17 protein-coding genes are annotated in these 17,246 nt (G+C 64.3%); 11 read left to right on the plus strand and 6 right to left on the minus strand.

Going from position 1 to position 17,246, the window contains the following annotated elements; genetic code table 11:
- Positions 1 to 28 precede the first annotated feature (28 nt).
- The 5 genes from rbfA to I6F37_RS25630 all read left to right on the plus strand — a co-directional run bounded on the left by rbfA (position 29) and on the right by I6F37_RS25630 (position 5,321).
- The gene (rbfA, locus tag I6F37_RS25610; RefSeq protein WP_036008998.1) at positions 29 to 460 is read left to right on the plus strand and encodes a 30S ribosome-binding factor RbfA; all 432 of its coding nucleotides are present in this window, start codon (positions 29 to 31) and stop codon (positions 458 to 460) included.
- On the plus strand, positions 457 to 1,575 hold the full coding sequence (gene truB, locus I6F37_RS25615) for a tRNA pseudouridine(55) synthase TruB (protein WP_036009001.1): 1,119 nt from the start codon (positions 457 to 459) through the stop codon (positions 1,573 to 1,575). The genes rbfA and truB overlap by 4 nt, the downstream gene beginning before the upstream one ends.
- A 2-nt stretch (positions 1,576 to 1,577) precedes the next feature.
- The gene (gene rpsO, locus I6F37_RS25620; protein ID WP_008540131.1) at positions 1,578 to 1,847 is read left to right on the plus strand and encodes a 30S ribosomal protein S15; all 270 of its coding nucleotides are present in this window, start codon (positions 1,578 to 1,580) and stop codon (positions 1,845 to 1,847) included.
- 376 nt (positions 1,848 to 2,223) lie between these two features.
- Positions 2,224 to 4,386 (plus strand): polyribonucleotide nucleotidyltransferase, encoded by a 2,163-nt coding sequence (gene pnp, locus I6F37_RS25625; RefSeq protein WP_036009004.1) that lies wholly within the window; start codon positions 2,224 to 2,226, stop codon positions 4,384 to 4,386.
- Positions 4,387 to 4,589: 203 nt separating this feature from the next.
- On the plus strand, positions 4,590 to 5,321 hold the full coding sequence (locus I6F37_RS25630) for a superoxide dismutase (protein WP_036009007.1): 732 nt from the start codon (positions 4,590 to 4,592) through the stop codon (positions 5,319 to 5,321).
- A gap of 64 nt (positions 5,322 to 5,385) precedes the next feature.
- Here the strand turns inward: I6F37_RS25630 and katG are convergent, their stop codons facing one another.
- Positions 5,386 to 7,560 carry a catalase/peroxidase HPI gene (gene katG / locus I6F37_RS25635; protein ID WP_036009010.1) on the minus strand — a complete coding sequence of 725 codons (2,175 nt, stop codon included), beginning with the start codon at positions 7,558 to 7,560 and terminating at the stop codon, positions 5,386 to 5,388.
- A gap of 114 nt (positions 7,561 to 7,674) precedes the next feature.
- Between katG and I6F37_RS25640 the strand changes: the two genes are divergently transcribed.
- Genes I6F37_RS25640 through I6F37_RS25655 form a run of 4 tightly spaced genes read left to right on the plus strand, consistent with a single transcriptional unit; the run spans position 7,675 to position 10,595 of the window.
- Complete coding sequence (locus I6F37_RS25640; protein ID WP_036009013.1) at positions 7,675 to 8,601, plus strand: hydrogen peroxide-inducible genes activator; 927 nt, start codon at positions 7,675 to 7,677, stop codon at positions 8,599 to 8,601.
- A gap of 7 nt (positions 8,602 to 8,608) precedes the next feature.
- Entirely contained in the window at positions 8,609 to 9,076 is a 468-nt protein-coding gene (locus tag I6F37_RS25645; RefSeq protein WP_036009017.1) for a GNAT family N-acetyltransferase, read from the plus strand.
- A 47-nt stretch (positions 9,077 to 9,123) separates the two neighbouring features.
- Positions 9,124 to 9,987, plus strand: coding sequence for a hypothetical protein (locus tag I6F37_RS25650; RefSeq protein ID WP_146207651.1), 864 nt, complete (start codon positions 9,124 to 9,126; stop codon positions 9,985 to 9,987).
- Between the two features lie 11 nt (positions 9,988 to 9,998).
- Positions 9,999 to 10,595 carry a glutathione S-transferase family protein gene (locus tag I6F37_RS25655; RefSeq protein ID WP_036024484.1) on the plus strand — a complete coding sequence of 199 codons (597 nt, stop codon included), beginning with the start codon at positions 9,999 to 10,001 and terminating at the stop codon, positions 10,593 to 10,595.
- Between the two features lie 130 nt (positions 10,596 to 10,725).
- Here the strand turns inward: I6F37_RS25655 and fabI are convergent, their stop codons facing one another.
- The 3 genes from fabI to fabA all read right to left on the minus strand — a co-directional run bounded on the left by fabI (position 10,726) and on the right by fabA (position 13,447).
- Complete coding sequence (fabI, locus tag I6F37_RS25660; RefSeq protein WP_036024482.1) at positions 10,726 to 11,526, minus strand: enoyl-ACP reductase FabI; 801 nt, start codon at positions 11,524 to 11,526, stop codon at positions 10,726 to 10,728.
- A gap of 136 nt (positions 11,527 to 11,662) precedes the next feature.
- Positions 11,663 to 12,886 (minus strand): beta-ketoacyl-ACP synthase I, encoded by a 1,224-nt coding sequence (gene fabB, locus I6F37_RS25665; RefSeq protein ID WP_036024480.1) that lies wholly within the window; start codon positions 12,884 to 12,886, stop codon positions 11,663 to 11,665.
- 39 nt (positions 12,887 to 12,925) lie between these two features.
- Positions 12,926 to 13,447 (minus strand): bifunctional 3-hydroxydecanoyl-ACP dehydratase/trans-2-decenoyl-ACP isomerase, encoded by a 522-nt coding sequence (gene fabA / locus I6F37_RS25670; RefSeq protein ID WP_036009034.1) that lies wholly within the window; start codon positions 13,445 to 13,447, stop codon positions 12,926 to 12,928.
- 348 nt (positions 13,448 to 13,795) lie between these two features.
- Between fabA and irrA the strand changes: the two genes are divergently transcribed.
- The gene (irrA, locus tag I6F37_RS25675) at positions 13,796 to 14,284 is read left to right on the plus strand and encodes an iron response transcriptional regulator IrrA (protein ID WP_036009037.1); all 489 of its coding nucleotides are present in this window, start codon (positions 13,796 to 13,798) and stop codon (positions 14,282 to 14,284) included.
- Between the two features lie 182 nt (positions 14,285 to 14,466).
- Here irrA and I6F37_RS25680 read toward each other — a convergent pair whose 3' ends face one another.
- A complete protein-coding gene (locus I6F37_RS25680; protein ID WP_036009040.1) occupies positions 14,467 to 14,997 on the minus strand; it encodes an SH3 domain-containing protein in 531 nt (176 codons plus the stop codon).
- 322 nt (positions 14,998 to 15,319) lie between these two features.
- Between I6F37_RS25680 and I6F37_RS25685 the strand changes: the two genes are divergently transcribed.
- Positions 15,320 to 16,321, plus strand: a complete 1,002-nt coding sequence (locus I6F37_RS25685; RefSeq protein WP_036009043.1) for a D-glycerate dehydrogenase — start codon at positions 15,320 to 15,322, stop codon at positions 16,319 to 16,321.
- Positions 16,322 to 16,324: 3 nt separating this feature from the next.
- On the opposite strand, the gene I6F37_RS25690 is transcribed toward I6F37_RS25685, so the two are convergent.
- A complete protein-coding gene (locus I6F37_RS25690; RefSeq protein WP_036009045.1) occupies positions 16,325 to 17,236 on the minus strand; it encodes a LysR family transcriptional regulator in 912 nt (303 codons plus the stop codon).
- Positions 17,237 to 17,246: the final 10 nt, after the last annotated feature.

Below are 17,246 nucleotides of genomic sequence, written 5' to 3' on the forward strand. Positions count from 1 at the left end.
CGGGCATGACGAGGTGATTTTCGAAAAAATGCCACGGCATCATCAGAAGAAGAGTTCCGCGCCCGGCGGCTCGCAGCGTCAGCTGCGCGTCGGCGAGCAGGTTCGCCACGCGATGGCCGATATTCTGGCGCAAGGCAATGTGCATGATGCCGACCTCGAAGGTCACATCATCACCGTGCCGGAGGTGCGGATGTCGCCCGACCTGAAGCTCGCAACGGTCTACGTGATGCCGCTCGGTGGCCGCGACACCGAGATCGTCATCGCTGCGCTCGAGCGCAACAAGAAGTTCTTGCGCGGCGAGGTCGCGCGGCGCGTTAACCTGAAATTTGCACCTGACATTCGCTTCCGCGTCGACGAACGATTCGACGAAGCGGAACGGATCGAGAAACTTTTGCGAACGCCTGCGGTGCAGAAGGACCTGGAACAGGATCCGCATTCGGATCGGGAAGAAGAGCAATGACCATGGACCCCGCTCACGGCACGATCGGCGGCAACGACACCGATCAGCGCGACGCGCAGACCAACGATTTCGCGGAGATGGGCGGCAATTCGCAGCCGCATCAGGAGCCGCGCCGCGTCAACAACGATCCGCGCGCCAAGCAGCAGAAGGGCAACCAGGTCCGCCGCGACCGTCGCGACGTCCATGGCTGGGTCGTGCTCGACAAGCCGATCGGCATGACCTCGACGCAGGCCGTCGCCGTGCTCAAGCGCCTGTTCAACGCCAAGCGCGCCGGACACGCCGGCACGCTCGATCCGCTCGCCTCGGGGGGCTTGCCAATCGCGCTCGGGGAAGCCACCAAGACCGTCCCCTTCGTGATGGACGGCCGCAAGCGCTACCGCTTCACGGTCTGCTGGGGCGAGGAGCGCGATACCGACGACATCGAGGGCCGGGTGACCGCGACCTCGGACCAGCGTCCGAGCCGGGAGGCCATCCTGGCGCTGCTGCCCCGCTTCACCGGGGTGATCGAGCAGATCCCGCCGCGCTATTCGGCGATCAAGGTCCAGGGCGAGCGCGCCTATGACCTCGCCCGCGACGGCGAGGTTGTGGAACTGGCGCCCCGCCCGGTCGAGATTCACCATTTAACCCTTGTCGATCAACCAGATAACGACCGGGCCGTGTTCGAGGCCGAATGCGGCAAGGGCACCTATGTGCGGGCGCTCGCCCGCGATATGGGCCGGATTCTCGGCACTTACGGCCATATCTGCGCGCTGAGGCGGACCCTGGTCGGCCCATTTGGCGAAAACGACATGATTCCGCTGGATCAGTTGGAGGCTTTGTGCGATAGAGCCGCGTCCGGCGAGGGCAGCCTCGCCGACGCGCTTTTGCCCGTTGAGACCGCGCTGGACGACATCCCGGCACTGGCCGTCACTCGGGCTGATGCGGCAAGGCTCCATCGGGGCCAGGCCGTTTTGTTGCGCGGACGGGATGCGCCCACTTGTAGCGGCACAGTCTATGTCACGGTGGCAGGCCGTCTTTTGGCGCTTGCCGAAGTTGGCAATGGCGAAATCATCCCCAAGCGTGTGTTCAACCTGACCGGCCTGACTGCCAGCCCCGGTCGCAACGAGAGAAATTGACGATGTCGATTGCCGCAGAACGCAAAGCGGAAGTCATCAAGACGAATGCCACCAAGGCCGGCGACACCGGCTCGCCCGAGGTTCAGGTCGCGATCCTGTCGGAACGCATCAACAACCTCACCAACCATTTCAAGACCCACGTGAAGGACAACCATTCGCGTCGCGGCCTCTTGAAGCTGGTCTCGACCCGCCGCTCGCTCCTCGACTATCTCAAGAAGAAGGACGAGGCGCGGTACAAGGCGCTGCTCGAGAAGCACAATATTCGTCGTTAAGAGTTCCTGCGCGCGCCACCGGCGCGCGTTTTCGCGCGTGGTTTCGAACGAAAGCGCTTGTTTTAAGCTTTTTGATCGAGGTTGCGTGCGCGTCGGATGCGGATTGTTGATTCGCCTCCGGGCATGATGAGCGAAGATCGAAGTTTCGGTGTTTGCATTCGTGCCGACTGACAGTCCAGCAGCAATCCGGCGGCTGGGCACAACGGGCAAGGCGCCCGTATGACCCGAAAGGATGGACGCCATCCGACATCCAAAAACCATGGCAGGATCGCAGGACGCTGATCATCCGCTCCGATCAGCGTCCCGCAATCTTGCGCATGGTTTTTGTTTTTCGAGAGCCGTCCCTTCTTTCGCGAACCCATGAAAGAAGACCTCTATGTTCAATAAGCATTCAGTCGAGATCGACTGGGGCGGACGCCCACTCAAGCTCGAAACCGGCAAGATCGCCCGCCAGGCCGACGGCGCCGTCGTCGCCACCTATGGCGAGACCGTGGTGCTCGCCACCGTCGTCGCGGCGAAGGCGCCGCGCGAGGGCGTCGACTTCCTGCCGCTGACCGTCGATTACCAGGAAAAGGCCTACGCTGCGGGCCGCATTCCCGGCGGCTATTTCAAGCGCGAGGGCCGTCCGACCGAGAAGGAGACGCTGGTCTCCCGCCTGATCGACCGACCGATCCGCCCGCTGTTCGTCGACGGCTGGCGTAACGAGACCCAGGTGATCGTCACCGTGCTGTCGCACGACATGGAGAACGATCCCGACGTCGTGGCGATGGTCGCGGCCTCCGCGGCGCTGACGCTGTCCGGCGTGCCGTTCAAGGGCCCGATCGGCGCGGCCCGCGTCGGCTTCGCCAACGACGAGTTCATTCTCAATCCGACGCTCGACGAGATGGTCGACACCCAGCTCGACCTCGTCGTCGCCGGCACTGCCGACGCCGTGCTGATGGTGGAATCGGAAGCCAAGGAACTGAACGAAGACATCATGCTCGGCGCGGTGATGTTTGGTCACCGCCACTTCCAGCCTGTCATCAACGCGATCATCGAGCTCGCCGAGAAGGCCGCCAAGGAGCCGCGCGAAGTCACCGTCATCGACAACGCCGCGCTCGAGAAGGAGATGCTCGGCCTGGTCGAGCAGGAGCTGCGCGCCGCCTATGCGATTCCGATCAAGCAGCAGCGTTATGCCGCCGTCGGCGTCGTCAAGGAAAAGGTGATGGCCCACTACTTCCCGGAGGGCCAGGAGCCGAAATACGACAAGCTCCGTGTCGCCGGCGTGTTCAAGGAGCTCGAGGCCAAGATCGTTCGCTGGAATATCCTCGATACCGGCAAGCGCATCGACGGCCGCGACAGCAAGACGGTCCGCAACATCGTCGCCGAGGTCGGCGTGCTGCCCCGCGCCCACGGCTCGGCGCTGTTCACCCGCGGCGAGACCCAGGCGATGGTCGTGACCACGCTCGGCACCGGCGAGGACGAGCAGTACATCGACGCGCTGTCCGGGACGTACAAGGAAACGTTCCTGCTGCACTACAACTTCCCGCCCTATTCGGTCGGCGAGACCGGCCGCCTCGGCGGCACCAAGCGCCGCGAGATCGGCCACGGCAAGCTGGCCTGGCGCGCGATTCGTCCGGTGCTGCCGCCGCACCATGAATTCCCCTACACCACGCGCGTGGTCTCGGAGATCACCGAGTCCAACGGCTCGTCCTCGATGGCTTCGGTCTGCGGCGCCTCGCTGGCGCTAATGGATGCGGGCGTGCCGCTGAAGCGGCCGACCGCGGGCATCGCGATGGGCCTGATCCTCGAAGACAAGCGCTTTGCGGTTCTCTCGGACATCCTCGGCGACGAGGACCATCTCGGCGACATGGACTTCAAGGTCGCCGGCACGGAAGCGGGCATCACCTCGCTCCAGATGGACATCAAGATCGAGGGCATCACCGAAGAGATAATGAAGGTCGCGCTGGCTCAGGCCAAGGACGGCCGCATCCATATCCTCGGCGAGATGGCCAAGGCCCTCACCGCGGCCCGCGCCGAGCTCGGCGAATATGCGCCGCGCATCGAGACCTTCAAGATCGCCACCGACAAGATCCGCGAGGTGATCGGCACCGGCGGCAAGGTGATCCGCGAGATCGTCGAGAAGACCGGCGCCAAGGTCAACATCGAGGATGACGGCACCGTGAAGGTCGCCTCCAGCGACGGCGAGGCGATGAAGGCGGCGATCAAGTGGATCAAGTCGATCGCGTCCGATCCGGAAGTCGGCCAGATCTATGACGGCACTGTCGTCAAGGTGATGGAGTTCGGCGCCTTCGTGAACTTCTTCGGTTCCAAGGATGGTCTCGTCCACATCAGCCAGCTCGCGGCCAACCGCGTGCAGAAGACCTCCGACGTCGTCAAGGAAGGCGACAAGGTCAAGGTCAAGCTGCTCGGCTTCGACGATCGCGGCAAGACCCGCCTGTCGATGAAGGTGGTCGACCAGACCACGGGCGAAGACCTCGAAGGCAAGGACAAGGGCGGCGAGGGCGAGAAGGCCCCGCGCGAAGCCGCCGGCGAGTAAGGCCTCGCGACAGTCCGGAAACGCGAAGGGCGGCCGAGAGGCCGCCCTTTTTCTTTGCCGTGCCGCCTGCATCATCGCAGGCCATGCGCGCTTCCGCCGCAGCGTCGGAGTGACCGCGTTCGAAACCCGGAATGGTTGGTGTTGCGTAACTATCGTACCGCCGTACGCTTCATCAGCGGATCGTCCCAAGACAGGAGAACCAAATGACGTCCATATCCCGGCGCCGCCTCATGTTCACTGCAACCGGCCTCGTCGCGGCTGCCGCTGCCCCGCGCATGGCGTTTGCGCAAGCCGCCGCGGCGTCCGCAGGGCCGTTCAAGCTCGATCCTTTGGCCTATCCTGCGAATGCGCTGGAACCGCATATCGATGCCAAGACGATGGAGATCCACCACGACCGCCATCATCAGGCGTTCGTCACCAACCTGAACAATTTCGCCAAGGACAATCCGCAGATCGCGGGAAAGCCGGTCGGCGAGGTGCTCGGCAATCTCGGCGCCGTTCCCGACGCGATCCGCACTGGCGTCCGCAACAACATGGGCGGCCACGCCAACCACACGATGTTCTGGCAGATCATGGGACCGCACGGCGGCAAGCCGGAAGGTGCCCTGCTCGCTGCGATCGACAGCGATCTCGGTGGCATGGAGAAATTGCAAACGAACTTCAACGCTGCCGGCGGGCGCGTGTTCGGCTCGGGCTGGGTGTTCGTGACTGTCAGCAAGGATGGCAAGCTCGCCATCGAAACGCGACCCAACCAGGACAATCCGATGATGGACGGCAAGCGGGCGCTGCTCGGCAATGACGTCTGGGAGCACGCCTACTATCTGAACTACCAGAACCGGCGCGCCGATTATCTCAAGGCATGGTGGAATACGGTGAACTGGAAGGCGGTGGGCGAGCGCTACGCTGCCGCGAAGGCCGGCATACTCGACGTGTAACGCCGATCCGGGATGATGAAAAAAGGGCGGCCTCTCGGCCGCCCTTTTGTTTGCGGGCCCCCGATCAGGATCGCGCCGCGATGTCGTAGCGGTCGAGGTTCATCACCTTGGTCCAGGCTTTCGCAAAGTCCTTCACGAACTTCTCCTTGGAGTCCGAGGTGGCATAGACCTCGGCGAAGGCGCGAAGCTGCGAGTGCGAGCCGAAGATCAGATCGACGCGCGTTGCGGTCCACTTGACGGTGTTGGTCTTGCGGTCGCGGCCTTCGTAGACGCCGTCCGCACCGGGCGGTGCCCACTGCGTGCTCATGTCGAGCAGGTTGACGAAATAGTCGTTGCTTAGCGTTCCCACCTTCGAGGTGAAGACGCCGTGCTTCAATCCGCCGGCATTGGCGCCGAGCACACGCAGGCCACCGACCAGCACCGTCATCTCCGGACCGGTCAGCCGCAGCAGCTGGGCGCGGTCGACGAGGGCCTCTTCGGGCTGCATGAACTGATGCCGCTTGCCGATGTAGTTGCGGAAGCCATCGGCTCGCGGCTCCAGCGGGGCGAAGGAGGCCGCATCGGTCTGCTCCTGCGAAGCATCCATGCGGCCCGGCGTGAAGCCGACCTTGACGTCGACGCCGGCATCCTTGGCAGCCTTCTCGACGGCGGCGGTGCCGCCGAGCACGATCAGGTCGGCGAGCGAGACCTTCTTGGCGCCGGATGAGGCGTTGAAGTCCTTCTGGATCGCTTCGAGCTTGCCGAGCACCTTGGCGAGCTGAGCCGGCTCGTTGACCTCCCAGTCCTTCTGCGGAGCAAGGCGGATGCGCGCACCGTTGGCGCCGCCGCGCTTGTCCGAGCCGCGGAACGTCGAGGCCGAGGCCCAGGCCGTCGAGACCAACTCCGGCACCGTCAGGCCCGAGGCCAGGATCTTCGACTTGAGGGCCGCGATGTCCTGCTCACTGACCAGCTCGTGGTTCACGGCCGGGATCGGATCCTGCCAGATCAGCGTCTCCTTCGGCACCAGCGGGCCGAGATAGCGCTGGATCGGACCCATGTCGCGATGGGTGAGCTTGAACCAGGCACGGGCGAAGGCGTCCGCGAACTGATCCGGGTTCTCCAGGAAGCGACGCGAGATCTTCTCATATGCGGGATCGAAGCGCAGCGAGAGGTCGGTCGTCAGCATGGTCGGCCGATGCTTCTTCGACGGATCGAACGCGTCCGGAATGATCGCTTCGGCGTTCTTGGCGGTCCATTGCTGAGCGCCGGCCGGGCTCTTCGTCAGCTCCCATTCGAAGTTGAAGAGATTTTCGAAGAAGTTGTTGCTCCACTTCGTCGGCGTCTTCGTCCAGGTCACTTCCAGACCGCTGGTGATGGAGTCGGCGGAGTGGCCCGCCCCATGCTTGCTCTTCCAGCCGAGGCCCTGGTCTTCAAGCGCACCGGCTTCCGGTTCTGGACCGACCAGCGAGGGATCGCCGGCGCCATGGGTCTTGCCGAAGCTGTGGCCGCCAGCGATCAGCGCGACGGTCTCCTCGTCGTTCATCGCCATGCGGGCGAAGGTCTCGCGGATGTCCTTGGCCGCGGCGACCGGATCCGGCTTGCCGTTCGGGCCTTCCGGATTGACGTAGATGAGGCCCATCTGCACCGCGCCGAGCGGCTCGGCGAGCTGGCGCTCGCCGCTGTAGCGCTCATCACCGAGCCAGGTGCCTTCCGGCCCCCAATAGAGCTCTTCCGGCTCCCAGACGTCGACGCGACCGCCGGCGAAACCAAAGGTCTTGAAGCCCATCGATTCGAGCGCGACGTTGCCGGCGAGCACCATCAGGTCGGCCCAGGAAATCTTCTGGCCGTATTTCTGCTTGATCGGCCAGAGCAGACGGCGCGCCTTGTCGAGATTGGCGTTGTCGGGCCAGCTGTTGAGCGGGGCGAAACGCTGCTGACCGGCGCCGGCGCCGCCGCGGCCGTCGGTGGTGCGATAGGTGCCGGCGCTGTGCCAGGCCATGCGGATCATGAGGCCGCCATAGTGGCCGAAGTCGGCCGGCCACCATTCCTGAGAATCCGTCATCAACGCGGTCAGGTCCTTGATGACCGCGTTCAGGTCGAGCGACTTGAACTCCTTGGCGTAATCGAAGTCCTTGTCCATCGGATCGGACTTGTCGGAATTCTTGTGCAGCACCTCGATGTTGAGCTGCGTCGGCCACCAATCGCGGTTTGAGCGCGTGGGTTTTCCGCCCGAAAACGGGCACTTCGAAGTGTCGTCCATGAATACCTCCTCTGGCGGCGTCGAACTCGCGCCCTTGGCCAGGTAGAACCACTCTAAGCGTCGCGTCCTATCAGGGGAAGTTGACTTTAGTGATCGCTGCGATAGGATTTTCTGATGATCAATCTGACGCTGCGCCAGCTCCGGTATTTCGATGCGCTGGCGCGCCACGGCCATTTCGGCCGTGCCGCCGAGGCCTGCTCGATCTCGCAGCCGGCGCTGTCGATGCAGATCAAGGAACTGGAGGAGACGCTCGGCGGCCTGTTGCTTGAGCGCAGCGCGCGCCAGGTCGCGCTGACCCGGTTCGGCGAGGAGCTGGCGCAACGGGTCCGCGACATCCTGCGCTCGGTCGACGAGCTCGGCGATTTCGCGCGCGCTTCGCAGGACCGCTTCGCCGGCCGCCTGCGCATCGGCATGATCCCGACCATCGCGCCCTATTTGCTGCCCAAGATCACCAAGAACCTCACGCGCATGCACCCGGAGCTCGACATCCGCGTGCGCGAGACCATGACGCCGCGGCTGATCCAGGAGCTGGTGGAGGGCCGGCTCGACACCGCCATCGTGGCGCTGCCGGTGTCGGAGCCCTCGCTCACCGAGGTCGCGCTGTTCGAGGAGAAGTTTCTGCTGGTGCGGCCGGGCGCCGATGAAGGCACGCCGGTGCCGTCGCGCGAGATGATGCGCGAGATGCGGCTTCTGCTGCTCGAGGAAGGGCACTGTTTCCGCGACCAGGCGCTCTCCTTCTGCAACATGCAGGCCGCGCCGCCGCGCGAGATGCTCGATGCGAACTCGCTATCGACGCTGGTGCAGATGGTCAGCGCCGGCATCGGCGTCACGTTGATCCCGGAGATGGCGGTGCCGGTGGAGACGCGCTCCGCCTCGGTCTCGCTGGCGCGCTTCCGCGACCCCGAGCCGTCGCGAACCATCGGCATGGTCTGGCGCAAGACCAGCCCGCTGTCGCGGCAGCTGCTGCAGATCTCCGAGGTGGTGTGCCTGTCCGCGGGCAAGGTGCGCGCGCGGCAATCCCTGCGCGGCCAGAAGGCTTGACTGGCTCATGTCGCATCCGGTCATCCGCCTCGCCCGCTCCGACGAATACGATGAGATCGGCCGCGTCTGGATGGAGAGCTGGGTCTCGACCGGGCTCGGCGAAGCCAGCGACTTCCTGCTGGCCAATTTGCGTGCGCGCATCAAGCGCGAGATCGAGAACGGCTGGAGCCTGTTCGTCGCCGACGATCGCGGCACGATCGGAGCGATGCTCGCGCTGCACCTGCCGAAGCTCTATCTCGACATGCTGTTCGTCGCGCCTGCCCATCAGGGCCGATCGCTCGGCCGGCAATTGCTCGCTTTCACGCGCACGCAAATGCCCGACGAGATCTATCTGCGCTGCGTCCGCGAGAACGAGAAGGCCTGGCGCTGGTACGAGCGCGAAGGTTTTGTGTTCGAGAAGGAAGAGATCGAGCCGTCGAACGGGTTCGTGATGAAGTGTTACCGGTGGAAGCGGCAACGGCCAGGCGGCGGGTAGGACGAGCGGGTCTTCACCTTGCGGTTGTCATCGGCGCGCACTAGTAGATGTCTCTCGTCGATGAGAATATCCTGGAAACCGCAACCTGCATCAGCCGTCCCATGTTTCGCATCTGCTTGACTACGATCTTTCTGTTAGGGCTCATCGCAGGCGCGGCGGCCCAATCCGCTCCATCGCCGGCTCGGCCAGCCAAGAGCACCACGCCGAAAGCCGCCCCGAGCTCCAAACAGGCTGTCGCTGCGGATGCAGGACCGTGCGGGATTGGTCTCATTTCCGTCGTCGGCAACCGGTTCGGTGTTCAGCAGGTTGGCTTCACCATGTTTGGCAACGAGTACGTGCCCGTCGCGATCGATGGCTGGGGACTTGATGACATCGTCATGTCGCGGGTTCGCGCGGCCGCAGCCGGCAAATCTGTCAAGCGCCTCGCTTATTCACCGAGCGCCTGGGCGCAGGCTGGCGGATCCGGATCGCCGATGCTGAGACGAAACCAGGAGCGGCAGGAATTCGTTCAGCAGAGCGCGGCAGGCACCAAATGTCAGCTCTATGTCCTGGTCGAGAGATTTCAGAACGGCTTCAGCAACACGAATCAATCCGTCGAAGGATTTGGCATCGTGAAGTGGGGCAATCCCATCAAGCGACGCACGTTCCTGTTCGCGCTGACCTATATCACCGTGTACGACGGACAGTCGTTCGAGGTCGTCAAGAAGGGCGCGGCGTCAACGGATGCCGAACCCATGATGTCACGCTTGATCGGGATCAACCCGATCAGCGGCCCCAACAAGGAATTGGATGAGACGGCCTTTCCGGCGTCTGCCAACGAGGTGGCGGGCAACCAAGCGCTGCGCGATGGTGTCCGCACGCTGCTGACGACGAGTCTCGACAAAACGCTACCTCAGCTGCTCCAGCAATAAAGGTTCCCGCCATGATCAAGCTTTATTGGTCGCCCCGCTCGCGCTCGTTCACGACGCTCTGGCTGATGGAGGAGAGCGGCCTGCCCTATGAGCGCGTGCTGACCGACATCTCGACCGGCGCGCAGAAGGCGCCGGACTATCTGAAGATCAATCCGATGGGCAAGGTGCCGGCGCTGACCGACGGCGATGCCGCGCTCGCCGAAGCCGCCGCGATCTGCGCCTACATCGCCGACCGCTATCCCGAAACCAGGCTCGCGCCAGCCGTGACCGATCCGCGCCGGGCGCGCTACCTGCAATGGCTGTTCTTCTCGCCGGGCTGCATCGAGCCCGCCATTATCCAGATCTTCACCAAGATCGAGATCCCGACCTCGACCGCGGCCTGGGGCAGCGCGACGCAGGTGTTCGACGTGCTGGAGGCCGCGCTCGAGAAGGGCCCGTGGATTCTCGGCGAGGAATTTTCCGCAGCCGACGTCGTCATCGGCTCCGGCCTGAATTTCGCGGTGCGCCTGTTCAAGATGGTGCCGTCGCGCCCGGCGTTCGACGCCTATCTCGCGCGCTGCACGGCGCGGCCGGCGTTCCAGCGCGCGGAGAAGATCGCGGCGGGTTAAGCAAGCTCTCGTAGGGTAGGCAAAGCGAAGTAGCTGCAGTAGCCCGGATGGAGCGCAGCGCAATCCGGGGCAATCGCATCCGCGGATGAGCCTGTCCCGGATTTCGCTGCGCTCCATCCAGGCTACGAAGCTATTCCGATGACTTCAGATCATCCGGCCGCGGCATCAGGATGACGTTGTAGCCGGAATCCACATAATGGACTTCGCCGGTCACCCCGCCGGAGAGATCCGACAACAGATATAGCGCCGAGCCGCCGAGGTCGTCGAGCGTGACGCCGCGGCGCAGCGGCGAATGCTTCTGCATGAAGGCGAACATCGCCCGCGCCTCGCCGATGCCGGAGCCGGCGAGCGTGCGGATGGGGCCGGCGGAGATCGCGTTGACGCGGATGCCGCGCGGTCCGAAATCGGCGGCGAGATAGCGCACGGAGGCCTCCAGCGCCGCCTTGGCCACGCCCATCACGTTGTAGTTCGGCATCGCGCGCTCTGAGGCGCCGAAGGTCAGCGTGATCATGCTGCCCCCCTCCGTCATCAGCTCGGCGGCGCGCTTTGCGACCTCCGTGAACGAGAAGCAGGAGATCACCATGGTGCGCGAGAAATTCTCGCGGCTGGTGTCGGCATAGCGGCCCTTCAGCTCGTTCTTGTCGGCAAAGCCGATCGCGTGGATCACGAAGTCGAGCTTGCCCCACTTTTCGCGGAGCACCGCGAAGGTGGCATCGACGCTTGCGATGTCCTCGACGTCGCAAGGCAGCACCAGATCGACGCCGAGCTGCTCCGCCAGCGGCTTGACGCGCTTGCCGAGCGCCTCGCCCTGGAAGGTGAAGGCAAGCTCGGCGCCATGGGCATGAAGCGTCCGCGCCATGCCCCAGGCGATGGAATGATCATTGGCGATGCCCATGATCAGACCGCGCTTGCCTTTCATCAAACCTTCCATTGCCGCCATCGCTCCTATTTTCGACGTCATCGCCCGCGCAGGCGGGCGATCCAGTATTCCAGAGACCGTCGTGATAAATAGAGAAGCCGCGGCGTACTGGATGCCCCGCCTTCGCGGGGCATGACAAAGTCAGAGATCACGCATCCAGCCGGCTGAACACCAGCGTGGCGTTGGTGCCGCCGAAGCCGAAGGAGTTCGACAGCACGGTGCCGATCTTGGCGTTGTCGATGCGCTTGCGCACGATCGGCATGTCGGCGAACACGGGGTCGAGCTCCTGGATGTGCGCGCTCTCGCAGATGAAGCCGTTGTTCATCATCAGCAGCGAATAGATCGCTTCCTGCACGCCGGTGGCGCCGAGCGAATGGCCGGTCAGCGCCTTGGTCGCCGAGATCGGCGGGCACTTCTCGCCGACGCCGAATACTTTGCGGATCGCCTCTATCTCCGGCGGATCGCCGGCCGGCGTCGAGGTCGCGTGCGGGTTGATGTAGTCGACCTTGGTTTTCACCGTCGACATCGCCATGCGCATGCAGCGCTCGGCGCCTTCGCCCGACGGCGCCACCATGTCGTGGCCATCAGAGGTCGCGCCATAGCCGACCACCTCGCCATAGATGCGCGCGCCGCGCGCCTTTGCATGCTCGAGCTCCTCCAGCACCAACACGCCGGCGCCGCCGGCGATGACGAAGCCGTCGCGATTGAGATCGTAGGGACGCGAGGCCGTGGCCGGCGTGTCGTTGTACTTCGAAGACATCGCGCCCATGGCGTCGAACAGCACCGACAGTGACCAGTCCAGCTCCTCGCAGCCGCCGGCGAAGATGACGTCCTGCTTGCCGATCTGGATGGTCTCATAGGCATTGCCGACGCAATGGTTCGAGGTCGCGCAGGCCGATGAGATCGAATAGTTCACGCCCTTGATCTTGAACCAGGTCGCGAGCGTCGCGGATGCCGTGGAGGACATCGCCTTCGGCACCGCAAACGGGCCGACGCGCTTCGGTCCCTTGGAGCGGGTGATGTCGGCGGCTTCGACGATGGTGCGCGCCGAGGGGCCGCCGGAGCCCATGATGATGCCGGTGCGGATGTTGGAGACTTCGTCGGGCGACAGGCCGGAATCCTGGATCGCCTGCTCCATGGCGATGTGATTCCACGCCGCGCCCTGGCCGAGGAAGCGCATCGCGCGGCGGTCGACCACCGTCGACGGATCGAGCGACGGCTCGCCTTGCACCTGCGAACGGAAGCCCAGCTCGGCATATTTCTCAGCCCGCGAAATGCCCGACTTCGCCTCGTGAAGGCTCGCAAGCACTTCCTGGGTGTTGTTTCCGATCGACGAGACGATGCCCATCCCGGTGACCACAACCCGCCTCATGACAGCCTCGCCTCAATCGTTGTCTTCTTAGTGATGCGCTCAGCCCAGGCTCGTGCCCTGCTTGAACAGGCCGACCTTCAGATCCTTGGCGCGATAGATAATCTGGTCATCGACCGAAAGCCACCCGTCGGCGATGCCGAGCACGAGCTTCGAACGCATCACGCGCTTGATATCGACGTTGTACACAACCTTGCGGGCGTCGGTCAGCACCTGGCCGCCGAACTTCAGCTCGCTCAGGCCAAGCGCCCGGCCGCGGCCTTCCCCCCCGCTCCAGCCGAGGTAGAAGCCGACCATCTGCCACAGCGCATCGAGTCCGAGGCAGCCGGGCATGACCGGATCGTTCTTGAAATGGCAGCCGAAGAACCAGAGGTCGGGCTTCACGTCGAGCTCGGCGCGCACCAGACCCTTGCCGAACTCACCGCCATTGTCGTTGATGTCGGTGATGCGGTCGAACATCAGCATCGGCGGCAGCGGCAGCTGGGCGTTGCCTGGGCCGAACATCTCGCCGCGGGCACAGGCCAGCAGATCTTCATAGTCGTAACCGTTGCGCCTGTTCAGCATTCACGAGCCTCTGTTCAAATCCCGATTGAGCGGCGTTCCTGGCGAAAATGGGCCCGTCTCGATCGGACCGCCAATCGCCACCGCCGGCCGCGACTTGCGCAAGCTTCGCATGGATTGCCAACCGGGCCTCCATGCCCGGCTGCGCCAAAATCGGCTAAGCGGAACCGCGCGCTCTCTAACACAGGCCATTTCGGGTAGCAAAGCGCAGAGATGAAGGTAAAATGACGGGCTCCCCCAACCGGTTCCGAGCCTAATTAGAACGTCTCTAGTTGCGAGAAACTTGCATCTGCATCTTTCTCTTCTTATGTTACAAGTAGATATTGTTCACGCGTGCCCGAAATCTTGGAAATGAACGAGAATACCGCGTCCCAACACGACGACGACCATGCCGCGGCCCTCCTGTCCGGCCGCCAGCCGGCCCTGACCGGGTGTCCCTGGCACGACGTCAACGAAATGCTGCAGTCCGCGGGGTTGCGGCCGACGCGCCAGCGCATGGCGCTGGGCTGGCTGCTGTTCGGCAAGGGCGCACGCCACCTCACGGCTGAAATGCTCTACGAGGAAGCCACCCTCGCCAAGGTCCCGGTGTCGCTGGCGACCGTCTACAACACGCTGAACCAGCTCACCGATGCCGGCCTGCTGCGCCAGGTCAGCGTCGACGGCACCAAGACCTATTTCGACACCAACGTCACCACCCACCACCACTATTATCTCGAGAACAGCCACGAGCTGGTCGACATCGAGGATCCGCATCTGGCGCTGTCCAAGATGCCGGAGGTGCCCGAGGGCTACGAGATCTCCCGCATCGACATGGTCGTGCGCCTGCGCAAGAAGCGCTGAGCTAATCCTGCATCACTGATTTGGTCGTCATGGCCGGGCATAGCCGTCCAAAGGGACGGCGTCGCTTGCGCTCGCCTATGTCCCGGCCATCCACGTTTTGGGACTAGTCAGAAGAGCGTGGATACCCGGGACAAGCCCGGGCATGACGTTGGGGCGGCAGATTGCTCCGCCGCCCGACGGCGTCAGTTGACCTGCTCGTCCGAATAGACGCCCCAGAGGCGCTCCTGCTGGATCCAGCCGTCGAAGCCATTGCCGATGACGCGGCACCAGCCTGCGGCGCATTTCTTGACCTGGGTGACGACGCCGGCCTGGAGCTTGGCCGCAACCGCGCTGTCGGGATCGGGCCGGTCATAGATCGGAGCCAGATCGTCCTTGTGCTTCATGGTGACGACCGCGGTGCGGCGGCCCGACAGCAGCGAATGATAGACCCAGCCCTCGGCGCCTTCGGAATCGCGCACCCGGCGCCAGTTCTCGAACTCGGCGGTAATTTCGACCGGCAGGCCGGCACGGGTGTAGACCCAGGCGACGTCATTGTCCTTGGTCGGGCCGGCGCGGACGTTCACGTGATCCGATTTGAGGCTGACATAGCGCGGCACCGGCAAGCCGCTGGTGGTCTGCGGGGTATTGTCCTTCGCCGCATGCGAGGGCCCGACCGAGGCGCTCAACCAAGTGCAAACGAGCGCCATCACCCAACAAAAACGCCCCAACGCCATCAACCCGTCTCCTTCGAAGACCCGGCACACCGGGCCCTCACCCCAAATTCCAAAACCCTGCCGCGCCTGCCCCTTCTCCCCGCCCCACGCGGGTTCCAAGCCTTGAGCCGTGGTTCTTGTCTTGGCCCGGCCTTCTGCTAGAGAGAACGGGCACTTGAGCAACCAATTGGCCCCGATTTTCCGGCCGGAAATGTCGGGTGAGCTTGGAGGAAACGCCGGGGACGGACACGGCAAGGGCAGTGTCGAACAACCGGGTTAATGAGGCCTCAACGACCGGCCTTTGGCGACAGAGGCGGCCTGCGATGCCTCATGAGAGCAGGACATGTCGGTGAAGAAAAAGCCCCTCGTCGTGGTGACGCGCAAGCTGCCGGATTCGATCGAGACGCGGATGCGCGAGCTGTTCGACGCGCGGATCAATCTCGACGACACGCCGATGTCGCCCGAGCAGATCGCGGAAGCCGCCCGCACCGCCGACGTGCTGGTTCCGACCGTGACCGATCACATCAGCGCCGAGGTCGTGAACCAGCCCGACTGCAAGCTCCGCCTGATCGCCAATTTCGGCAATGGCGTCGACAATATCGACGTCGCAGCCGCCCATGCCCGCGGCATCACCGTCACCAACACGCCGAAGGTGCTGACCGAAGACACCGCCGACATGACCATGGCGCTGATCCTCGCGGTGCCCAGGCGAATGATCGAAGGCGCCTCGATCCTGACCGAAGGCAAGCCCTGGGCCGGCTGGTCGCCGACCTGGATGCTCGGCCACCGCATCGGGGGCAAACGCCTCGGCATCATCGGCATGGGCCGCATCGGCCAGGCGGTGGCACGCCGCGCCCGCGCCTTCGGCCTGCAGATCCATTATCACAACCGCCGTCCCGTCGCCCCCGTGATCGCCGAGGAGCTGGGGGCGACCTATTGGGAAAGCCTCGACCAGATGCTGGCGCGGATGGACATCATCTCGGTGAACTGTCCGCACACGCCGGCGACCTATCACCTGCTCTCGGCGCGGCGGCTGAAGCTGATCCGGAAAGACGCCTATATCGTCAACACCGCGCGCGGCGAGGTCACCGACGAGGACACGCTGATCAAGCTGATCGAAGGCGGCGAGATCGGCGGCGCCGGCCTCGACGTCTACGAGCACGAGCCCGCGGTCAATCCGAAACTGGTGCGGCTCGCCAGGGCCGGCAAGGTGACGCTGCTGCCGCATATGGGCTCGGCCACGATCGAGGGCCGGGTCGAGATGGGCGAGAAGGTGATCATCAACATCCGCACCTTCCTCGATGCCCACAAGCCGCCGGACCGCGTGCTGCCGAGCATGCTTTGAGGTTTACTTCCCACGCCCTTCGCGCTTGCGCCAATCCGCAACGAAATCGATGAACGCGCGCAGCGCTGGCGGCGTCTGGCGCCGGCTCGGATAATACAGGAACGGGCCTGGAAACGGCTCGCACCATTCTTCCATCAGGCTGATCAGATCGCCCGACTTCACGGCATCGCCAACATAGCCGTCGAGCGTGGCCCAGATGCCGACGCCGTCGAGCGCGGCGCGCATTGCAAGATTCATATTGGTCGAGATCAGCTTCGCCGGCGGATCGACCTTCACCACCTGCCCGGCTCTCTCGAATTCCAGATCGTGCATGACGCCGCTCGAATAGCGTGCGCGGATGCAATCATGGTCGAGCAGGTCCTTCGGATGCTTCGGCCTGCCGCGCCGCGCGATGTAACCGGGCGAAGCGACCACGACGTAGCTCTGTGGGCCGCTCAGCGGGATCGCCACCATGTCCTGCGCGAGATGCTCGCCATAGCGCACGCCGGCGTCATAGCCCCCGCTCACGATGTCGACGAAGCCGCTTTCGCTGACGATGTCGAGATCGACCTGCGGATGGGCGCTCAGGAACGGCCCGGCCAGCGGCGCCAGTACCAGATCGACCGCGGGCGGCGGCGCATTGATGCGCAGGCGGCCCGAGGCGACCCCGCGCAGGCCCCGGACCTGCTCCAGGGCATCGCCGACATCGCGCAGCGCCGGTGCGACGCGCGACAACAGCAGCTCGCCCGCCTCGGTCAGCGCGACGCTGCGGGTCGTGCGGTTCATCAGGCGGACGCCGAGGCGTTCCTCCAGGTCCCGCAGCCGTTGGCTAAGGCTCGATACGGACACGCGAACTTCGACCGCCGCCCGCCGGAAATTGCGGGTGCGGGCAACCGCCACGAAGACATCGAGATCGCGCAAATCGGGCTCGGCCATTGTTCGTCAA

It is taken from the genome of Bradyrhizobium sp. NBAIM08, assembly GCF_020193935.1.
Lineage (GTDB): Bacteria > Pseudomonadota > Alphaproteobacteria > Rhizobiales > Xanthobacteraceae > Bradyrhizobium > Bradyrhizobium yuanmingense.

What these genes read in the sequence shown, in the direction of transcription:
- I6F37_RS25650 (WP_146207651.1), top strand. Translation starts at nt 9,124, where the DNA reads ATGTCTCTCGTCGATGAGAATATCCTGGAAACCGCAACCTGCATCAGC.
- I6F37_RS25690 (WP_036009045.1), bottom strand. Translation starts at nt 17,236, where the DNA reads ATGGCCGAGCCCGATTTGCGCGATCTCGATGTCTTCGTGGCGGTTGCC.
- rbfA (WP_036008998.1), top strand. Translation starts at nt 29, where the DNA reads ATGCCACGGCATCATCAGAAGAAGAGTTCCGCGCCCGGCGGCTCGCAG.
- rpsO (WP_008540131.1), top strand. Translation starts at nt 1,578, where the DNA reads ATGTCGATTGCCGCAGAACGCAAAGCGGAAGTCATCAAGACGAATGCC.
- truB (WP_036009001.1), top strand. Translation starts at nt 457, where the DNA reads ATGACCATGGACCCCGCTCACGGCACGATCGGCGGCAACGACACCGAT.
- fabB (WP_036024480.1), bottom strand. Translation starts at nt 12,886, where the DNA reads ATGAGGCGGGTTGTGGTCACCGGGATGGGCATCGTCTCGTCGATCGGA.
- I6F37_RS25645 (WP_036009017.1), top strand. Translation starts at nt 8,609, where the DNA reads ATGTCGCATCCGGTCATCCGCCTCGCCCGCTCCGACGAATACGATGAG.
- fabA (WP_036009034.1), bottom strand. Translation starts at nt 13,447, where the DNA reads ATGCTGAACAGGCGCAACGGTTACGACTATGAAGATCTGCTGGCCTGT.
- I6F37_RS25680 (WP_036009040.1), bottom strand. Translation starts at nt 14,997, where the DNA reads ATGGCGTTGGGGCGTTTTTGTTGGGTGATGGCGCTCGTTTGCACTTGG.
- fabI (WP_036024482.1), bottom strand. Translation starts at nt 11,526, where the DNA reads ATGGAAGGTTTGATGAAAGGCAAGCGCGGTCTGATCATGGGCATCGCC.
- I6F37_RS25685 (WP_036009043.1), top strand. Translation starts at nt 15,320, where the DNA reads ATGTCGGTGAAGAAAAAGCCCCTCGTCGTGGTGACGCGCAAGCTGCCG.
- irrA (WP_036009037.1), top strand. Translation starts at nt 13,796, where the DNA reads ATGAACGAGAATACCGCGTCCCAACACGACGACGACCATGCCGCGGCC.
- I6F37_RS25640 (WP_036009013.1), top strand. Translation starts at nt 7,675, where the DNA reads ATGATCAATCTGACGCTGCGCCAGCTCCGGTATTTCGATGCGCTGGCG.
- katG (WP_036009010.1), bottom strand. Translation starts at nt 7,560, where the DNA reads ATGGACGACACTTCGAAGTGCCCGTTTTCGGGCGGAAAACCCACGCGC.
- I6F37_RS25655 (WP_036024484.1), top strand. Translation starts at nt 9,999, where the DNA reads ATGATCAAGCTTTATTGGTCGCCCCGCTCGCGCTCGTTCACGACGCTC.
- I6F37_RS25630 (WP_036009007.1), top strand. Translation starts at nt 4,590, where the DNA reads ATGACGTCCATATCCCGGCGCCGCCTCATGTTCACTGCAACCGGCCTC.
- pnp (WP_036009004.1), top strand. Translation starts at nt 2,224, where the DNA reads ATGTTCAATAAGCATTCAGTCGAGATCGACTGGGGCGGACGCCCACTC.